Below are 20,141 nucleotides of genomic sequence, written 5' to 3' on the forward strand. Positions count from 1 at the left end.
CTGGGTCAGTCTTTGACGCACCCAGCGTCAACCGGTCAGCGTGAATGAGCCAAGCGATATATTGCATAGCTCGCCAGGTTCTGCTGGGACCGCAAGCTTGCGGCGTTAACCAACCGAGACCGGAGAGCAACAAAAGCGGCCTAAGATGGAATCAGCCAGCGGTGGAGCACGAAAAAGCCGGTGGATGAACCACCAGCTTTTTTCGATGAGAGCACGTTTTCGGTCAGTGAAGATGCTTACGGCACGCGCTCTTCGGCCGGGAGCGCGCGGGAAAGCTTCCCAAGTGAACGTTGCCAGCGCGCTTGCTCCCACCGCCGAATGCCAAACGCGAACCACCGATAGGCATTGAGCACCGCCACTTGGCGAAACCAGTGAAAACCAAAGGCCTCCGCCAAGACGGTCAGCGCCAGTCGCCGGCTCCCTAACGCCAAAGGACGTTCGGGAAAGGTCCGGCGGTATAGCCTTACCATCAGAGCCGTCAGGACAAGGTCATAGCTCAGTTTAGCGCCGAAGAGCGTCACGGCGTACCACCGCCACTGCTCACGTCCAAACCAGAACGCTCCGATCAAAATCAATAGCGAGGCAACCCCCCAGATCGGCAGGAGCGCGTCCACGGTTTTGATGGGTAACATCACGAGTCCAACGGCCCGGTGGGTAGGCGCGCCAATCATCCGGCGGTAAGCCCACAACGTGTTGAGAAAGCCGGCAAACCAGCGCGTCCGCTGCTTGATGAAGGCAAACGGCGCGCGCGGCGAATCAGTATACGCCACCGCCGTCGGCACCATTCGGATGGCATAGGGCAACCCACGGTTCCGAAAGGACTCATGCATGCGGTAGATGATTTCGTAATCCTCAACGAGCGTGTCCTCTGAAAAACCGCCAACGTCCCGCAGCGCCGCCAGGCGAAAGGCGCCAAAGGCGCCGGAAACCTGCAAGCAGACGCCACAGTGCGCCAAGCCGATGCGCCACATGAAGTTGCGGAAAAACTCAAGGTACTGGTGACGGACCATCCAGTTTCCCTGCTCCGCCCCGCGGACGTAAATGAAGCCTCCGGCCGCAACCGTTCGGTCGTCCTCAAACGCGGCAACCAGTTCCAGCAAAGCGTTTGGCGCCAGCAAGGTGTCGGCATCCAGCGTCACGAGCACCGGAGCGGCGGCAGCTTGCAGTCCGGCATTGAGCGCCGGGCCCTTCCCGACTTTTGGCAGCGCCAGCAGCGTCAGCCGGCCCGGTGGCGCATCCGCGCGGGGGATGTCACCCTGCCACCGACCCGGTCCATCCACCGCGACCAGCCCGAAGGTTTGAATCAGCAGGTCAGGCATCCCGTCCGTGGAACCGTCACTGGCCACAATACAGTGCGGGATGACGCCGACCTGTCCGAACACGCTGGCCAGGGTTTCAAGAATGCAATCGGCTTCGTTGTGAGCCGCAATGAGGACACTCACCGGACGGGCCAGGCCGGCGCGCGGCAGCCGGTAGCAACGCTTCCAGGCCGCAATGCCCAGTCCGGTCGCCACAAACAGGAAGAGGGTCAGTCCGACTTCGTAGGACAGGTAGCCCAGCGTCAACCAAACCAGGGTCTGCGGCTGCCCCAGGATCAACCCCACGAGACTCCACCCAATAACGCCGACTACCACCCCGAGCACAAGCCAATAGGGTCTGAATGACAAGGTAGCACTCCCACACCAACTGACTGGGGAACGAAGTAGCTGAAAATCATTATCAAAATTTTCGGCTTCGACCAAGGCGGGCACGGCATCAGTCCCTGGCGGTAGAGCTGCGCCCACGCCGACTAGCATGCCGCTGGAGGATTCGCGCGGCTTCGGCCCTGGCTTCTGGTCGCTGCCGAAAGGCATCCAGGCGGGCCCAAGCCGCTTTGGCCGCCGTCTGGTGATCCACGATCGGGGATGGATAGTCGCGCCCAATGCGGCAGCCCGTCGCCAGTTGCAGCAGGGGCGGCATACGGTATGGCGCATGGATGTAATCCGTTGGGACGTGTTCCAGTTCTGGCACCCAGCGCCGGATAAACCGGCCATCGGGATCATGGTCACGCGCCTGCTTTTCCGGGTTGTACAGGCGAATCGGGTTGATGCCGGTCGTCCCGGATTGCATTTGAAACTGGCAGTAATGAATGCCCGGTTCATAGTCGGTAAACCATCGCGCCAGGATGAGTGCCGGGGCACGCCAGTCCAGCCACAGGTCATACGCTGCAAAGGAAACAACCATGGCGCGCATGCGAAACGGCAACCAACCCGTCCGCCGTACGGCGCGCAGGCAGGCATCAATCAACGGAAACCCGGTTTGCCCTTCTCGCCAGGCCGCCAACCGCTCCGGGTCGGGGCAAGTCCGGTCGCGCAATCCATCAAACGCGCGCGTGAAGTTTTCAAACTCAACGGCCGGTTCATCTTCGAGCTTTTGGATGAAATGACAGCGCCAGCCGACGCGCTTGAGGAAGGTCCGCACCGATAACGCCCAGTTACCGCCAAGCGACCGGCGTTCCCAGGGTGGACAGGCTTCGACCTCGGCCAGGCGCTTCCGCGCCAGCCGGACGACCTGCCGAACAGACAGATTGCCCCAGGCCAAATAGGGGCTGAGCCGCGAACTTGCGGTGACAGCCGCAATCGGACTCGATAGCGCGCGGTGATAGGCCGCCCCCCGCGCGGTCAGAAATGACTCAAGCGCCTGCCGGGCAGCGGCTTCCCCGCCCGGTTGCGGCTCCAGACACTCACTTGGGGGCAGCCCGATCTCCGCCCCGGAGGGAATGGGTCCGGGGTCGAGTCCGGTCACCGGCGGAAGGCGCGTGACCGTTGGCGGAAACGGGGCAGCCATGCGGCTTTCCCACGTTGCATCCCACCCATCCCGGCTGACGAGACGGCGCACGACACCGTTGGATGGGTACTCATAGAACGGAATGCCCCGCGCGCGCGCCCAGGCGCGTACCCGCCGGTCACGGGCATAAGCCACCTGCTGGCTGGTCTCCTCATGCGCCCAGAGCGCACCGATGGAGAGCGCTTGCGCCAGCGCCTCAAACACCTGCACGGCCTCGCCAAATCGTACGACCAGCGGCTGCCCCAACCGATGCAAACGGTCGCGCAGCGCCGCGAGGCTGTCCCGGATGAACGCCCAGTGACGCGCGTCAAAATCCTCGGCGTGAATAATTTCCGGCTCGACAATGTAGAGGGGGAGCACCACGCCACGCGCAGCCGCTTCCGTCAGTGGCGCGTGATCGGCAACCCGCAGGTCGCGCTTGAACCATACGACGTGCACCGGCGACTGGCGACTCACCACCCCACCGTCACGCGCCAGCCGGCTTTCGCGCCGCAGCAATGAGCGACCGCACCCGCGCCATGAGGTCCTCGCTTGATTGCGAACCCTTTTGGAGAATCTGCTTGATCCGGCCATCGAGGCGGTGACGGTCATCATCGGTCAGGTCTTTGGCCGTGATGACCACGATGGGCAGTTCATTCCACTCAGGCTGCTCCCGAACCCGCTCGACGAACTCAAAGCCATCCATTTCAGGCATCATCAGGTCAAGCAGAACGAGGGCGGGGACACTTTCAGCCAGCCGCTCTAACGCCAAGCGCCCGTTGATGGCCTCGACGACCTGCCAGCCTTCCCGCTCAAGCATCCGGCGCGTCATGTCACGGGTGGTGTCATCGTCTTCGACCAGCAAGACCGTCCGGGACGGGTTGTGGCTATGCCGGCGTAACGCTTCGAGCAAGCGATCACGGTCGAGCGGTTTGGTCAGGTAATCCGAAACACCCAGGGCATACCCAAGCTGGCGATTATCCACCATGGTCAGCATGATGATCGGGATGGTTGCCAACTTTGGATCGAGCTTGAGCTGCGACAGCACAGACCATCCATCCTCATGCGGCATGACCACATCCAGGGTAATCGCATCGGGCCGCAGTTCACGCGCCCGCTTCAGGCCATCCAGTCCGTTGTGGGCCACCTCAACCCGATAACCTTCCCGCACCAGAAAGCGCCGGAGCAAGTCGCAGGTGATGGGGTCATCGTCAATGACGAGCACGGTTCCGATGGCCGGCTTGCCGGACGCGGCCTCAAACGTTTCAATCTCAGCCGGGGCTGGTTTTGGGGCGCCGTTGGCCGGGAGTTCAATGGTGAAGGTCGAACCCTCACCAACGACGCTTGAAACGAGAATGTCACCGCCCATCATCTGGCAAAACCTGCGACTGATGGCCAGCCCCAATCCCGTGCCGCCATACTTGCGGGTGGTTGAAGCATCCGCCTGGGTAAAAGCTTGGAAGAGACGCGCCAACTGTTCTTCGGAAATGCCAATGCCAGTATCGAAAATCGTAAAGCGCACCCACTCTCCACCAGCCCGGCGCTCACGCGCGACATCGAGGCTAATCTTGCCTTGGTGCGTGAATTTCGCGGCGTTGGAAAGCAAATTGAACAATGCCTGGCGGAGCTTCGTGACATCGGCATACAGTTCGCCGATGTCACTCGGACACGAAACTTCAAGCTGGTTGCCGTTTTTCTCGACCAGCGGGAGAATGATGGAAGCGACGTCGCGGACCAGCCTTCCAATGTCAAAGGTCTCGAAATAGACGTCCATCTTGCCGGCTTCGATCTTTGACAAGTCAAGGACGGCATTGATGAGTTCGAGCAGGTGACGGCCGGCTGCCTGAATTTTTCCCAAATCATCACACACAGCGTCGTTGCCGTTATCCTGAGCATCCTCCATCAGAATTTCGCTGTAGCCAATGATGGCGTTGAGCGGGGTGCGGAGTTCATGGCTCATGTTCGCCAGAAACGTGCTCTTTGCCAGGCTGGCCGCTTCCGCCGCCTCCTTGGCTTGGCGGAGTTCAGCTTCGAGCCGCTTGCGCTCGGTGATTTCCAAGATGACCCCCGTGACGCGCACGGCGTCTTGGGCGGAACTCATCCGCGGAATCATGCGGTTTTCAAGCCAGCGGTATTCGCCCTGCTTGTTGCGCTTCCGGTATTCGACCAGGACTTGCCGGCCGTTGTATTTGCCCTCCAGCAAGGCATCGAGCGCCTGCTGGAGCGCCGGCGTGTCTTCCTCGTGAATCAGGCTCAACCGGTAGGCATGGCCTCCAGGACAACAAAAATCCTCCGGCAAATGACCCATCACATCGGTCACAACCGGTGAGTAATAGTCATAGGACCACTCGCCGTTCTCATAGAACATGCTGTAAATCACGCATGGAATGGACGTAACCAAGTGGCGGTACTCAGCTTCAGCGTGCTGGACGCGCAGTTCGGCAGCGTGGGCGCGGAGGAGCGCTTCCAAACGGTGAATAAACAACCGTAGGGGAATTGGATGACGCGCATAATCCGATGCGCCAGCCCCGAAGGCACGGTCCACTTCGAGGTCATCGTTGGTTTCACCAACGATGGTCAGTGGCACGGTTTTACCATCTGCGCGGCGGCGCACCTGACGGCACAGTTCAATCCCGTCTCCATCTGGCAACGCGGCAGCGATAACCAGCAAGTCCGGCATTGCTGGTTCAAGGCCAGCCAAACCGTCTGCGCTAGTTGCGGCCCAGGCAACGGCATAGCCACGGGTTGTCAGTTCATGACGCACCGACTCGGCCAGCGATGCCTCAAGTCCGATCAGAAGTACGTTTTGCATCGTTGCGCTCACTTCTTGAGGCTCAGCGCGGCGTTGATTTTGTCGAGCAGGCGCGGAATATCAATCGGCTTGGTGTCGTAATCGTCGCATCCGGCGGAGAGCGCCTTTTCACGATCTCCGGCCATGGCGTGCGCCGTCAAGGCAATGACCGGAATGTGGGCGGTGGTGGGGTTTGCTTTGATTTGCTGGGTGGCCTCCCAACCATTGATGACCGGCAGGCTCATATCCATCAAAATCAGGTCAGGAACGAGCTGGGCGGCCATTTCAACGCCCTGGGCCCCATCTATCGCCACATCAACGTCAAAGCCACGCTTGGTCAAGCGCCGGGCGAGCATGTCGCGGTTCATCTCGTTGTCTTCAACCAGGAGAATTTTCGCCACTGGAGTCCTCCTAGGCAGCCGGGCTACCAACCAGTCATTCGCTCCGTTATCGTGGTGCCATGGCGTCTGAAGCAAGCTGTACGGAGCCACAAGTTTACTGAATCTTTCTGCATCGGTAAACTTCATTGCCCACCCTACTCCCGCTCGGCGGTGGCTATGTCTTTCGATCTGAACCAAGATGGCAAACTGACGCCGCGCGGCAAGCTACGGAAACCGTCGGCAGCTTCGGTTCTGCTTGGCGAACTACGCCATGAACTCCGCACACCGCTCAATGCCATCATTGGCTACAGCGAGCTTTTGCTTGAAGACGCCGAGGAAGGCTCGCTCCTCCGGCTGGAACTCGACGGCATCTACGCCACTGGCCAGGACTTACTGCGAATTGTCAACAGCACTCTCGATGCGGCCCGCATTGACGCTACTAGCGCGCAACCCAAGCTGCAAAATTTTGGGGAGACGCTCTACCAGGACACGTACACCCTCCTACAGGATATCTTGGCGCACACCACGCAGGCGCAGGCGATGGCCGCTGCCGATGCCCGGCCGGATATCGAAAAAATTCACCAGTCGGCCGAATATTTGGCGTCGCTCATCCAGACGCTCTTTAGCCTGTCAGCCTTTGATGACGACTTGGAACTTGCTGATATTGTGGCGCAAAGCCGCAATGCCCCAACCGTCGAGCGGTTCGTTGCCGACCGACAAGCGACCTCCGGCGAGTTTTACGGACAAATCCTGGTGGTGGACGACAACGCGCTCAACCGCGACCTCCTGACACTCCGCTTGGCACAGCAACGGTATGCCGTCGTTACGGCACGCAACGGACGCGAGGCGCTGGAACTAGTCGCGGGCGGGGCGTTTGACCTGATTCTACTCGACATCATGATGCCTGAACTGGACGGGTTCGAGACGCTGCGCCGGCTCAAGGAAAATGTCATCTCCCGTGACATCCCGGTGATCATGATTTCCGCCGTGGATGAAATTGACAGTGTTGTGCGGTGCATTGAAATGGGGGCCGAAGACTACCTGCCCAAGCCATTCAGTCTGCCGCTGCTACGGGCGCGGGTTGGAACCTGCTTTGAGAAAAAGCGGTTGCGTGACCATGAAAAAGCTTACTTGCGTCATGTCGCCCGACTCACTGAGGCAGCGGCGGCAGTTGAAGTCGGCACGTTTTCCGAAACGCTACTTGCCGAGGTCGCCATCCGTAACGACGAACTTGGACGGCTGGCGCGGGTGTTCCAGGAGATGGCCGCAGAAATCAAAGCCCGTGAAGCGGTGCTGGAAATGAAAATCCGGGAACGCACCGCCGAGGTCGAAGCCCAGCGCAACGCTCTTGCGGCAAGCAACACGCGCATTCTCGACAGCATTCGGTACGCGCTGCGCATTCAGCAGGCCATGTTGCCATCGCTCGATCACATCGCCAGCCATGTGCCGGAATTATTCACGCTTTACCGGGCGAAAGACATTGTGTCGGGCGACTTCTATTGGTTCCACACCTTTGACGATGAACTCATCCTAGCGGTTGCTGACTGCACCGGGCACGGTGTTCCCGGCTCGCTGATGTCCATTGTGGGGATGAACGGGCTCAACCAGATCGTGCTACAAAATCACGTCACGCAGCCGGCCGAGATTCTCAAGCAGCTTCACGCACACATTCGCGCGGTACTCAAACAGGATCGCCACGGTGGGCAGTTCGAGTTTCAGCTTGACTCGATGGATATTGGCGTGTGCCACGTCCTCAAGGGCGAACGCCGTTTAATGTTTGCCGGGGCGCGCCGCCCATTGTTCATCGTGGCCGATGATGGGCAGTTGGCAGTTATCCCTGGGAACCGGCTCTCGGTAGGCGGCCGGCAGCATGCCCGCGAACGGGCGTTTGAAGCGTTTGAAGCGCCGCTGGACGCCAATGCCACCTACTATCTGACCACCGATGGCTTTGCCGACCAGCCGGACGCCAACGGCGAGAAATTCGGCACGCCACGTTTCCGTGACCTGCTCACGACGCTGGCCGGTCAACCACTGGAAATGCAGCGTACAACGCTCGAAAAGCAATTCGACCAGTTGCTGACATTCGGGCCGCAGCGAGATGATGTGACAGTGCTTGGCTTTCGGGCTTGATGCGCGCGGTGTCGCCGCGCGAGTGGCAACGAAAAAACCAACTTGGTCCAATCTGTGCGCCCAACCGAGCCTAGTTCACATTCCTCATCATCAATTACGTCTAGGTTAATTACGTCTAAGTTGCCCAGTGCCTTCATCGGACGTCGGTGTAACCGAAGAAACCTCATGGGAAACGTCAGACAGCCCAGACGACAACGCCCTGGCTTTTAGGGTTCCAGCACGCAACGCCAATAACGTTATCAGACTGATGTAAACCACACGCGCACGTGAAGCCCCTCACCCATCAGCGCCGAAACCACGATCAAACCGAGTGCCAGATGCCGCGCCGTCAGCCCTGATCTCCTTCACGAACCAGACCAAGCCGGTACACCGCGTCACATCGGCAGGAATGATTGGGCTGCGTCACCCGCTGAAAGCCAGCTCGTTCATAGAGAGCGATGGCTTCCTTCAAGACGCTGGCGGTTTCTAGGACCATCCACTGAAAACCCAGCCGCCGGGCTGTTTCGATGGCCTGGCGCAAGAGAAAGGCTCCCAGGCCTTGCCCGCGCACTTCCCGCGCCAAGTACATTTTCCGTAACTCGCATGTCACGGCGTCCACATTGAAAAGCGCAACTGTGCCGACCACCGTGCCATCATCCCGCACCAAACAGGCAAACCAGCCGCCGGACTGCTCATACGTGGCAGTAATGGCAAACAGGTCGGCATCCGTTCCGTCCGGCTCCGGTTGCAGCCCATATTCACGCAAAACGCCAAAGATTAGGTGCCGGATTGCCTCGCCGTCGGCGTCAGTTGCCGGACGCAAGGTCACGTCTTCAGGTAAACGCATCGCAACCTCACAACTGGCGCACCCAGCGCGCAATGCCTGGCCACACGACATCTACGGCGCTCTTCCCGATTGACAGGCCATGGTGGCCGCCGTTGACGGCAAGCAACGCCTTCTTCTGGCTCCCAACGAGCGGCATCAGCGCCTCCGAAGAAACGCGCGGCACGACGTCGTCATGGTTGGCAACCACATTGAGGAGCGGCACGGTAATCTGCTCAAGCCGCACCACGCGCCGCCCCAACTTGAGCTTGCCCTGGACGAGTTGGTTTTCCTGGTAGCACCACTTCACAAACTGGCGAAATGTCTCCCCCGGCAGCGAGACGACATCGTTGACCCAGTAATCAAACGCCAGAAATGTCTCAACAAAGTCATCATTTTCGGCGTTCTGAAGCAAATCCACGTACTTGGTGAGGTTCTTGGTGGGCTTCATCATCATGAAGGTGGACTGGAGGAGCTGTTCCGGCGGGTTGCCCAGCGTGTCCACGAGTTTGTCCACATCAAAGTAATCACGGCGCGTCCAAAGATTCAGGATGGCGTCATTGTTGAAATCCACCGGCGTCGCCAGAAGCGCCAGTCCCCGGACGCGGGCCGGATGCAGTGCCGTGTACATCAGGGCAAGCGTTCCGCCCATGCAGTACCCAAGCAGCGCGACCTGTTCGGCCTGGGCGTCGGCGCAGACGGCTTCAACGCTGTGGGCCAAATACTGATTGACGTGATGAGCCAGGGTGAGTCGGGCATCCCCGGCATCGGGAACGCCCCAGTCAATCATGTAAACCGGGATGCCTTCCCCGGCCAGGTAGGCCACGAAGCTCTTTCCCGGCGTCAAGTCGAGAATGTAGTACTTGTTGACAAGCGAGTTGACGATGAGCACCGGCGCGGCAGGCTTCCGCCGTTTTCGCGCCGGTTCATATCCGAGGACCCGCAGTTTGTTTTCCTGATAGACGGTACGCGACGGCGTCGGAGCAATGTTCGGCTTCTTGCCGAGACGCGCGACCAAGCGCGTGATGTGCGCCAGTTGGGTCATACGGGTTTACACCTGCGTGAACTTGCGTTGTGAGTAATAAAGCTATCCTGCCTTGCCTAGACTAGAGAGCACAGGTCGGTCAAGGCACTCACACGAAGCGCACGCCGTACCGCCCGGCAACCACCTCACTACCCAACCCTGTCACGGCACCGACACCGGCGGCGGTTTGGGTTGCCCGTCCCAGTTCCCGATCAGCGGCACATCCCCAGGCACACCGTAGTTCACCCGAATCTCCGGCGCCCCGCTCGTGTTCGTCGTCCGTAGCTGAAACTGGATCGTCCCTCCCAGATTTACCACCACACCCACCGCCGCAAAACCCTGCCGCAGCCAGTCCCCGGCCACCGGACCGACCACCGTCCCGCTCGTCGTCACCGCAAACGTCGCGTCCGGCGCCCCACTCACGTTTGCGTTCTTCAGCAAAAACTGCCCCGTACTCGGCCGGTACAACCCCAGCCCCGTCACCGAACTCCCCACCGTCCACCGGCCGGCCACCGGAAGGTCATTCGCCTGTCCCCCACTGATCACCACGGCCAGGTCGGGACTCCCCGCCGTGTTCGTGTTCCGCAGGAAAAACGTCTGTGCGCCAGGACGATACACCCCGCACGTCACCGTCCCGTTCCCGTCCCAGTCTCCCGCCAGCGGCACATCCCCAGGCTGCCCAAACCCAAACGACACATCCGCAAACCCGCCCGTGTTGTTGTTGATCAGGAAAAACGTCATCACCCCATTCACATTCCGGTAAATCCCCGGCGTGTCGATCCCGTCCCCATCCCAGTCTCCCGCCAGCGGCGCATCTCCGGCCAACCCATAGAAAAAGTCGTTGTCCGCAAAGTCGGAAATCAGTCGGTTCTTCAGGTACATATAGCCGTTCGATGGACGAAACATCGCCATCGTCGAGCCAATGGGCGCACCCGGCCCGCTCGACCCGGCCTGCGTCACCGTCACCACCTGCCCGGCGACGAAGAACGTCCCCACGCGCGGCGTCGCGCTTGGGTTACGTCCCACGCCAATCGTCAGCGTCGCGCTCCCGGTCACCGAAATCGCCAGCCGCCGGTTGACATCCCCAAGCTGCCCCACCATCCGCGGCGTGATGACTTGCCCATTCGGCAACTGGGCTGAAATGAGCTTGATCCACGGCGCGTCAATGTTGCGCACCGTCGCCTCCCACGCACACGCAGGACCCGTCGTCACCGTCAGCGTTTGTGCCGGGATGACGTCTCCACCAAGGTTCAGCGCAGGTGGGTCGATAAGATAGGTACAATTCAGGCAGGGTCCACAGCTTTGGCTTTGCACCTGCCCATCAAGCCGCAACCCAGGTGTAAGCACACCCTGATTGAAAGAAAACTGCGTGAAGTTGGCTCCGTCACTTCCGGCCGCCTGAATACCCACCGTCGCACCACTGCCGTTGCCCGGCCCGGTCTGCGCGTAGAGATATTCGACGCGGTTCGTGCCTTCCCGCAGCACGACAGCCACTTCGATGACCTCACTCGTGCCAAACCGTACCCCGCGCCACTCGATGATCCACTGCCGATTGGGCGCGCTCCCCGTCACTTGCGTAAAGATGCCGCTCGGCGGTGCGGATTGCTGCACCGTCAGGTCAAGGTCATCCCAAAACACACACAACGCCGGGGCATTGCCAAACCCAGGCGCTGGCAGCGCAGTGTTTTCGAACAAGGACGTCCCCCCGCTGGCCAGTCGCAGCACCCCGTTGGTGTCGGCAACGACCGTCGCCCCGGCGGGGACATTGGTTCCATAAACCGAAAAGGCAAAGGGCGTCGTCAGCGAGATGAGCGCATCATCCTGGAAGCTGCCCGAAACGAGCTGTCCGCCGGCCGGAATCGTCGCGCCGCTCGACGAGGTAAACACATAGCTGCCACCGCCGGTCACACCGGTCGGCACGTGCAGGGTTGTTACCAGGGGGCTTCCACCGCCGGTATAGTTGACCGTCAGTTGAAACTGCACGACTTGCCCGCAGGGCACATCGGGCCCGAGCTGGAAACGGAAAGGAGGTGTCGGCCCGGTCACGGTCTGCCCCTGCCCCAGATTGGCCACCGTCCCGGTTCCGCTGACCACAGACACCCCTGGCGTCAGTGCCGTCAAGGTCGCCGACAAGTTGCTGGCCGGCGTACCGTCATTGCTCAACTGGAAGGTGAGGTCCCCTTGTTCGCATGGCTCGATGACCCCGTTGCCGTTGCCGCCGGTCTCAGTGGCCGTCGTGCTCAAAACGGACAACAGTGGCGTGGTCGGCGTGCTTGGCGTCGCATTCGAGATGACCAGGGCAAAGTTTTGGTCGGTTTGGTCGCCGTTGCCCAAAATACCGTCGCCGTTGAGCGCCGCCGCAGTGACCCGCACCACCACGGGCGTCCCGGCCGGCTGGGGCGGCAGAAAAACATTCTCGATGTTGTTTCGATTGTCATGACTACCGCCGGTGACGGAGAGTCCACCGGCAAAGACATTGCCCCGGTAGGTCTGCCCGCCGACTGACACGAGCAGATTGAGATCGTTGACCAGCGCTGGGTTGGCTCCAGGCGCGCCGGGTACATCTGTGTAGGTCAACGTTACCCGCAGCGGTCGGCTGCCGTCGGCAACTTGCCCGGTAAAGACATAGGTTTGACCGTTGTCGAGCAATGGGACATTTTCGTTGACGTAGGCAGTCGGCAGTCCCGTGGGAATCGAGTTGCGCAAGTTGACACGCCCCCACCCTTCCACATTGTTCGGAATGGGCGCGGTCGTGCTACTGCCCGGCACGCCTGGATGCTCGGCGCTCATATCTACCGTGCCGTTGATGAGGGCTGCCTTGACGAGCGCCGGCGCCGGCTGTTGCCCGCCGTTATTGGCTTTCCACCAACCGGTAAAAACGGCTGCCGCACCGGAAACATGGGGCGCGGCAAAGGATGTGCCGCTGGCACGGATGTGAATGTCATCACCGATGGAAGAAAAATTGACCTGATTGGAGGTTGTGCGCGGCCCCGTAATCTGCTGCCCTGGCGCACAGACATCCGGCTTGATGCGTCCATCTGCCGCTGGACCACGGCTTGAATAGTCAGATATGAGGTCAATGTTCGTGTTGGGAACGCCTTGGACGGGAGGCAACTCCGGGCGAATGCCAACCGATGACCCCACGGTGACGACGTTTTTGGCAGCCTTGGGGCGCGTCAGCGTCTGCGCGCCTGGCCCACTGTTCCCAGCCGAAAAGACAAACAGCAGCGGGTCAATGCCGCCTTCTGCCGATGCGTCACGAGTAAAAGCGTCATACTGGGCTTCACGAGTCCCGTAGTCCGTGCTCACACCGGCGCCCCAACTGTTGTTTGAAATCGTCGCCCGGACGCCGTTGGGCGGCAGTGTCGTGATGCTGTCGGTGACGGCCGTCGTATCGCCTCCCTGAAAAGCCCCGCCGGTGATGAACGGTACGCTCACAATCTGCGCCCCCGGCGCAACTCCCAACCCGTAGTTGTAGTCGCGTGGGTCGCGGGTCAGTGGGAAGGGCGTTGTACCGGCAATGATGCTCGCGCACAGGTGACCGTGCCCGCCGCGAAATGAGGCTGCTCCGTCCGCACCGCGTGGCGGCCCGGCAACGGCATTGCCCGCCGTGATGTAAAAACCCTGTGGACTTGGAATCTCGACGCCGTCATCCACCACGGCCACCGTCACCGTGCTGCCGTCGCTCCCAAACTGCGCCTGGGGGTTGTAGCCCGGCCCGGCCAGGTTATCAATCCCAACGCCGGTGTAGTTTCCGGCCGTAACGTGCGCGTTGCGTTCATCCTCCAGCGTCGGCGGAACGTATGGCTCAACAGACATCACCTCCATCAGTTGCGCCGCCTGGACAACAGCCTGCGGCGTCAGCCGAACACGTACCACATCAAAGACCGCACTCGCCGGCATGCGCTCGACTGCAACGACCTTGCCGATGGACTCCAGCCGATTCGTGGCGGCTTCGATGCCAGAGCGCTTGAAGGTGGCCACCAAGTAGGTGTCATCGGCCGACGGCTTCCCCGGCTTGCCCGTCAGCAACCACTGGAGTTCCGGGCTGAGCTTGTATGCCGGCTGGTACAGCCCCATCCACCGCACAAACGACTGCCCGCCCACCATCTGCCGCGCCTGCGCCGGGACATAGGCCAGGTAGGCTTGGTTGGGGACATACTGCACCAACTCAACGCCCGCGCTCCGCAAGTGATTCAACCAGACATCCTGAGCACGGTCGGTGAACTGCACGATCTGGTAGCTGTCCCCGGTGGCTTCGGCCAGGTAGCCTCCACGCTTGGCCAACACCCGCGCCGGATCGCTTGTCTTTGGGTCAAAACGAAAACCACGGAGCGAGATTGTGAAATCAGTAGGCATCGCAACGTCCGACATCGTCAAGCGGTGGCCCCAACCGGCAGCTTGTGGGCGGCTGGGAAACCCAACGGCAACCAGTGTCACCAGCACGCCAACCAGCGCGCTGAACCAAAAGCGGCGAGATGAAAAAGCAGCAGGCATCACAAAACCCCACAATCACCCAAGCCAGAAAGCGTGAGAACCCATACTAGTGACGGTTTCGTACTTCATATCAAGAGTAACTAGGTAAAGCGAAAGTCTGAAGAAATTGCGCGAAGTCGTGAAGCACTGACCCGACAAGCAAGCAGGCCGTGTCACCCTAAACCACTTGTCAAAAGCACATGCAGGAATGCCTATGTCACCCCACTGTCCTGCCTCAAAGCACAGGCAAGAATGCCTGTGTCACCCTACCTGCTTGCCACGATTCGCCCACGACATTCGCCAAAGCCGATCCGGCGAAAACCTGCTCGATGGCAAAAGCCGCGGAAGGTAACTTCGTCGCCATCCTCCAGAAACCGGCGCGTCTCCCCGGATGGCAGCGTCAGCGGCTCGGCACCACGCCACGTCAATTCCAACAAGCACCCACGTGCCTCTTTCGTCGGCCCCGACACCGTCCCACTGCCCAGCAGATCACCTGGTTGCAGGTTGCAGCCGTTGCTCGTATGGTGGGCAAGCATTTGGGCCGGCGTCCAGTACAGACTGGATAACCGACTCTGGCTCAACTGCGCCGGCGGGAATCCAGCCTCCCGCATCACAGCCGTCGTGAGTTCGACTTCCAGCGTTACCTCAAAGCCGCCGCCGGACTGGTCGGCCGCGTCAAACAGGTATTCGAGCGGGGCCGGATCGCCTTCCGGCCGCGCAAATGCCGCGCAGCGAAACGGCGCTAACGCATCCCGCGTGACAATCCAGGGCGATACGCTGGTGGCAAAACTTTTGGACAGAAACGGCCCCAGGGGTTGGTATTCCCATGCCTGAATGTCCCGCGCCGACCAGTCATTGAGCAGGCACAGCCCAAAAATATGCTCATCCGCACGCGCAACCGGGATGGGTTCGCCCAACCGATTGCCCTGCCCGACAATGATCCCAACTTCCAGCTCATAATCGAGCAAACGCGACGGGCCAAACACCGGTGGCGCCTCCGGGTTGGGACGGAGCTGCCCCTGTGGACGGCCAATCGGCGTGCCACTCGCCACCACCGACGACGCCCGCCCGTGATAGCCAATTGGAACGTACTTGTAGTTGGGCAGGAGCGGGTTTTCAGGACGAAACATCGCGCCCACATTCGTGGCGTGAAAAACCGAGGCGTAAAAATCCGTGTAGTTTTTGAAATCCAGCGGCCGGTGCAGGGTTGCCTCCGCCTGCGGCACGAAGAACGGGGATAGGCGCGTGCGCCAAAGGTCGGCGTCAGGTGAACCATCCCACAACGCATTCGACAGCCAGCCCCGCAGCGCCGTCACCGCGGCCGGCGGCAGCGCGCAGAGTTCAGACAGGTCACCAGTCGCGCACACCTGGAAACCGACCTGCGCGGTTGCCGCTTCGGACGGGGGCAGCGCGTCCGCCAGCCGCGTCAGATCGAGCACTTGGTCGCCGATGGCAACCCCAATCCGGGGCGTCGCCTGGGTGGCGTCTGAAAAGCGTCCAAAGGGTAAGTTCTGAAGGGGAAAGTCCGTGTCCGGCGCATTGGCCGTCTCAACCCAACTCTGGCGGTGGGCATCATGCGTTGCATCGAGCGTCATAGGATTCACTTGATAGGCACTCACCTGTGGCGTTATCCAGGCTACGACAACAGCAACTCGAGGTCAGCGCGTTCGAGGCCGCGGATGAGACTATTGTTGGCCGTGATGATCGCGTCGGCAAGTTCCCGCTTGGTGGCCTGGAGTTCGAGCACCTTTTCCTCCACCGTATCTTTCACGATCAACCGATAGGCAAACACCGGTCGAGTCTGGCCAATGCGATGCGCCCGGTCAATCGCCTGGGCCTCGACAGCCGGATTCCACCACGGATCGAGCAGAAACACATACTCGGCGGCAGTGAGATTCAACCCCTGCCCACCCGCCCGCAGGCTGATGAGAAACAGTTTGCAGTCCGGATCAGTCTGGAAGCGCTCCACCCGTTCCTGCCGATGGCGCGTGCGCCCATCCAGGTATTCATAGGTCACGCCATCCGCGTCGAGCTGTTTCCGAATCAGCGCCAGCAAACTGGTGAACTGGGAAAAGACCAAAACCTTCGAGCCGCTTTCCAGGACTTCAGACAGGTGCATGAAAAAAGTATCGAGTTTGGCGCTCGGTTCAGCCGCCTTTGCTGGATCGAGCAGCGCCGGGTGGCAGGCCGCCTGCCGCAACCGCAGCAAAGCTTCCAGAATCTGAAGCTTGGCGCGTTGAATCCCCTTGTCGGCAACCAATCCAAGCAGCGTTCGCCGGTAATGATCACGGAGCTCTTCATAAGCACGGCGCTGCTTCGGTTCCATTTCACAGTAAATCGTCTGCTCCGTCTTGGCCGGCAAATCGCGCGCCACCTGCTCCTTGGTTCGACGCAAAATGAATGGCCGCAGCGCCTGTGACAGCAGCGACTGCACCGCTGGATCAACCGTCCGCCCACCGGCCGCGGTCAACTGAAAAACCGAGGCGGCGCCCAGCAGACCGGGATTGAGAAACTCAAACAGGCTCCATAGCTCCCCCAAGTGGTTTTCAACCGGCGTCCCACTCAACGCCAGCCGGTGGCGACAGGTGAGCAAACGCGCGGCTTTGGCCGATTCGGTGCGGGCGTTTTTGATGGCCTGGGCTTCATCCAGAATGACGTAATCAAAGGCAACGTCCTTGAGCAGGAGCGCATCGCGGCGGAGTGTGCCGTAGGTTGTGAGAATCAAGTCATACTCTGCGAACTGGGTGGCCGATTTGGCGCGGGCGACGCCGATATGCTCCAGCACCCGCATGCGCGGCGTGAACTTCGCGGCCTCCTGCCGCCAGTTGAAGATTAGCGACCGCGGCGCCACCACCAACGACGGCGGCAGGTTTTCAGCCTGTCGCCGCTCGCGGCGGGTTTCGAGCAGCGCGAGTGTCTGGGCGGTTTTCCCAAGCCCCATGGCATCGGCCAGGCAACCACCAAAACCAAACCGCTGAAGGAAGTGCAGCCATCCAAGCCCCTCCCGCTGATAAGGACGCAACTCACCGACAAAGCCTGGTGGTTCAAGTAAAGGTTCAATGCCGTCAAAAGACCGGACTTCGTCACGCAGGGCTTGGAAACGAGCGTCCACGCGAACTTCTGGTTGAGCGGCCAGCAGCGCGTCCAGGAGGCTCACCTGCGCATTGGAAAAACGCAGATGGTCTCCATCTGCCTCAGCCAATCTTGTCAGCAGCCCGTAACGCTCAACCCATGGTTGAGACAGCAAGCCGAGCGAGCCATCCGCCAGCGTGACAACTGACTCGCCACGCTTGATTGCCCGCAGGAGTTCCGGGAGGGCAGCGGTTACGCTTCCAAAGCTACAGTTGCCATGAAGTTCGAACCAGTCCACACCCGACCGAACTTCCATCGCAACGCCCTCCATGGGTCGGAACAAGCGCCCCTCAGACTCCACCCGCCACCCCTGGGACATCAAATCGTGAATCAGCGCCGGAAGGCGGCTCGCGCTCAACCGATACTCGGCTATACCCGGCGGCTTCCGGTCGAGGCGGACGCCCAATTCACGTAGCAAACTGGCCGCCGCTCGCTCGCTTGCCAGATCACGGTGGATGAACAGGCGCTTGCCCGCATCAAAGATACCGGGCTGGGCATCGGTGGCATCCACCCACTGCCCATCGTACTCGAAGCCAAGGGTCGCACTTAGCCAGCCATCATCGGCGTGAGCCGGGTGCGACCGCAAGCGAAAAACCGGCGTTGGAGCACCAGTCTGCGTTTTGAAGTGCAGGGTTTCGGGCAGGCTGATCGGCGGCAGGCACGGCAGGCGCAGGAGCTTCCCGACCAAGTCTGGTCCATCTTCCAACGGAATTCGGATCGGTCCAGACTTACGCAGTAAGCCAATCCAGTAAAACGCTCCGGCGTCATCCAGCGGCGCAACCACATCTTCGGAAAACACCAAACCGCCCGCCACGAGCAACCGGGGGGCAGTGACCGGGCAGCGTTCATCTCCGCGATGTAGCTCGCCCGTCAAGACATAGTGGGACTGGTTGTCAGCCAGCGTGACATCCAGGCGGAGTTGCCAAGCGGATGACTCCCACCGGAGCGCCGGACGCTGCGCAATATCCGCTGAGGTCAGCGGCTCACTCCCTAGTCGCAGCCAACAGCGTCCGGTGGCGCACAGCAGCGGCAGGGCAAGCGCAAAGGCCGGTGGAGGGAGCCGCACACGGGCCGGCAGTGGCGGCGACCAATCTATAGTTTCCTCCCACTCGGCGTGTTCCTGAATACCGGTCAACAGTGACAGAACCTGACGGTCGCGTTCGTCCGGCAGCAGCGCGACCTGGTCAAGGGTTATCCCGGAGGGAGTGATGCGCCCCCACTCGCCATTGAGCTTGCGCTTCCGCGAAAAGATGTCCACGATGAGTACGCCGTGGGTCAGCGTCTTGGGCGCGTTGATAAAGTAGAGCATTTCCCAATCGGCTAGGTCCTGGGATGCCACCCGCGCCTGCTGTCCGACAAGGGCCAGCCAGCGTCGCCAGTTCGTAGTCGAAATATCATAAGAAGTTGAAATGGCCGTCGAGGCTGCGGTATCCGCCACCGGTTTAGCGGCGGTCGCCGGCTCGCTGGCAAAGAGGTCGCCGTCCGACGAGTCGTCTTTGTCCAGCCACGCATCTTCGGCCATCAGTCGAAAGGGGCGGTCAGATGGCACCGGAGGCAACACACTTTTCTGCTCGGCAACCCTGACCGTCGCCCAGATGTGCTTGCAGAAGTTGCCTTCCTCAAAGTGCAGACAGGTACACGAGGCCACCAGCGCGTCGCCGTCGTGCAAGATCTCAACCAAGTAGGTCATGCTGCCGCGCACATTGGCGACCAGCCGGTTGCCCTGCGACTCGAACGAGACCACCCGCCCCGCCTGCAACAGGGCATCCCCCCGCTCACGAACGGACGGAGCAAATTCGTGTGCGATATGTTGCGAAACAGGAAGCATGGTCTCTTCCCTTCGCATGGACGGGGCGGCGGCGGGCGGCAAGGCAGGCGGCGTGAAACGGTTCATGGCAGCATCGTAAACGTGGGCGAACTAGTGCGCCGCCCATCAAAGCATGTGAAGATAGTCGGCCGCTTCATAAACAACAACCAATCCGTGAAGCTTCTCGGCATGGCGCCGGTCGGCATTGTTCCTTTGTGTTGCGTATTTGTGTTTGGCGACGGATGTTGCGACCGGTCCGCCGGTGACTGTCCACTGGGGCGCGCTCGACCTCTGCCGCCAGACTTGATTTCGTGCTATCAATCGCCAGCCGTCAGCGTCAGGCATCAGTCGGACCCGGTATCGAAAGTCAGACCCGGTATCGAAGCGAAGTGACGCCATCCCATCAACGTTTTGCTCAAACGACTTTGCTTGAGGGCAGCCTATATGACAGCGAGTGAATTACCTGTTACCGAACTCTTACGTTACCCGACGCTCGACGCCTTGCTCCAGTCGCCGAGTGAATTTGCTGCCGCCCGGCGGCAACTCGATGCCACTCGCCAGGCGCTGGACCGCGCCATTCGGCAGGGAACGCCGGATGAAGCCGCGCGCGCCTCGCAAGCGGCGCAAGCATGGCACACGGTGGGCCAACTGCTTGACGAAATGGAAACACTCCGCCAGGAAGCCTCCAATGCTTGATGTGGGGTGGGCGGTCTGGTTGGACATCCGAGGCCGGGACGGTACGGCGCGTCAGGCCGGCGCTTGATCCGAACCACCCGACAAGCCCCCCACAAGGT

The 20,141-nt window shown here is 60.8% G+C and carries 11 protein-coding genes; 2 read left to right on the plus strand and 9 right to left on the minus strand.

From position 1 onward, the window contains the following. Positions 1–236 precede the first annotated feature (236 nt). The 4 genes from J8C06_RS13470 to J8C06_RS13485 form a co-directional block, all read right to left on the minus strand. Positions 237–1,667: a glycosyltransferase family 2 protein gene (locus J8C06_RS13470; protein WP_211429946.1), complete on the minus strand. Its 1,431-nt coding sequence runs from the start codon at positions 1,665–1,667 to the stop codon at positions 237–239. Between the two features lie 88 nt (positions 1,668–1,755). Then, positions 1,756–3,324: an FAD-binding domain-containing protein gene (locus J8C06_RS13475; protein ID WP_211429947.1), complete on the minus strand. Its 1,569-nt coding sequence runs from the start codon at positions 3,322–3,324 to the stop codon at positions 1,756–1,758. After that, entirely contained in the window at positions 3,293–5,617 is a 2,325-nt protein-coding gene (locus tag J8C06_RS13480; RefSeq protein ID WP_211429948.1) for a response regulator, read from the minus strand. The genes J8C06_RS13475 and J8C06_RS13480 overlap by 32 nt, the downstream gene beginning before the upstream one ends. Before the next feature lie 8 nt (positions 5,618–5,625). Next, positions 5,626–5,997 carry a response regulator gene (locus J8C06_RS13485; protein WP_211429949.1) on the minus strand — a complete coding sequence of 124 codons (372 nt, stop codon included), beginning with the start codon at positions 5,995–5,997 and terminating at the stop codon, positions 5,626–5,628. A gap of 156 nt (positions 5,998–6,153) precedes the next feature. On the opposite strand from J8C06_RS13485, the gene J8C06_RS13490 reads away from it, so the two are divergent. Then, positions 6,154–8,106 (plus strand): response regulator, encoded by a 1,953-nt coding sequence (locus tag J8C06_RS13490; RefSeq protein WP_211429950.1) that lies wholly within the window; start codon positions 6,154–6,156, stop codon positions 8,104–8,106. A gap of 328 nt (positions 8,107–8,434) precedes the next feature. Here J8C06_RS13490 and J8C06_RS13495 read toward each other — a convergent pair whose 3' ends face one another. From J8C06_RS13495 to J8C06_RS13515, 5 genes are all read right to left on the minus strand, one after another. Then, the gene (locus J8C06_RS13495; protein WP_211429951.1) at positions 8,435–8,932 is read right to left on the minus strand and encodes a GNAT family N-acetyltransferase; all 498 of its coding nucleotides are present in this window, start codon (positions 8,930–8,932) and stop codon (positions 8,435–8,437) included. Between the two features lie 7 nt (positions 8,933–8,939). Continuing rightward, positions 8,940–9,953 (minus strand): alpha/beta fold hydrolase, encoded by a 1,014-nt coding sequence (locus J8C06_RS13500; protein WP_211429952.1) that lies wholly within the window; start codon positions 9,951–9,953, stop codon positions 8,940–8,942. A 141-nt stretch (positions 9,954–10,094) separates the two neighbouring features. Next, a complete protein-coding gene (locus J8C06_RS13505; RefSeq protein ID WP_211429953.1) occupies positions 10,095–14,429 on the minus strand; it encodes a S8 family serine peptidase in 4,335 nt (1,444 codons plus the stop codon). 245 nt (positions 14,430–14,674) lie between these two features. Further along, positions 14,675–16,003, minus strand: a complete 1,329-nt coding sequence (gene fahA / locus J8C06_RS13510; protein WP_211429954.1) for a fumarylacetoacetase — start codon at positions 16,001–16,003, stop codon at positions 14,675–14,677. 41 nt (positions 16,004–16,044) lie between these two features. Next, on the minus strand, positions 16,045–19,368 hold the full coding sequence (locus J8C06_RS13515) for a DEAD/DEAH box helicase (RefSeq protein WP_211429955.1): 3,324 nt from the start codon (positions 19,366–19,368) through the stop codon (positions 16,045–16,047). Between the two features lie 423 nt (positions 19,369–19,791). Here J8C06_RS13515 and J8C06_RS13520 point away from each other — a divergent pair, with 423 nt between their 5' ends. Then, positions 19,792–20,043, plus strand: coding sequence for a hypothetical protein (locus J8C06_RS13520; RefSeq protein WP_211429956.1), 252 nt, complete (start codon positions 19,792–19,794; stop codon positions 20,041–20,043). Positions 20,044–20,141 lie beyond the last annotated feature (98 nt).

It is taken from the genome of Chloracidobacterium validum, from assembly GCF_018304825.1.
Taxonomy (GTDB): domain Bacteria; phylum Acidobacteriota; class Blastocatellia; order Chloracidobacteriales; family Chloracidobacteriaceae; genus Chloracidobacterium; species Chloracidobacterium validum.

Coding starts and splice junctions, on each gene's coding strand:
- J8C06_RS13495 (WP_211429951.1), bottom strand. CDS start 8,932: ATGCGTTTACCTGAAGACGTGACCTTGCGTCCGGCAACTGACGCCGAC.
- J8C06_RS13520 (WP_211429956.1), top strand. CDS start 19,792: ATGACAGCGAGTGAATTACCTGTTACCGAACTCTTACGTTACCCGACG.
- J8C06_RS13480 (WP_211429948.1), bottom strand. CDS start 5,617: ATGCAAAACGTACTTCTGATCGGACTTGAGGCATCGCTGGCCGAGTCG.
- J8C06_RS13505 (WP_211429953.1), bottom strand. CDS start 14,429: ATGCCTGCTGCTTTTTCATCTCGCCGCTTTTGGTTCAGCGCGCTGGTT.
- J8C06_RS13490 (WP_211429950.1), top strand. CDS start 6,154: ATGTCTTTCGATCTGAACCAAGATGGCAAACTGACGCCGCGCGGCAAG.
- J8C06_RS13500 (WP_211429952.1), bottom strand. CDS start 9,953: ATGACCCAACTGGCGCACATCACGCGCTTGGTCGCGCGTCTCGGCAAG.
- J8C06_RS13515 (WP_211429955.1), bottom strand. CDS start 19,368: ATGCTTCCTGTTTCGCAACATATCGCACACGAATTTGCTCCGTCCGTT.
- fahA (WP_211429954.1), bottom strand. CDS start 16,003: ATGACGCTCGATGCAACGCATGATGCCCACCGCCAGAGTTGGGTTGAG.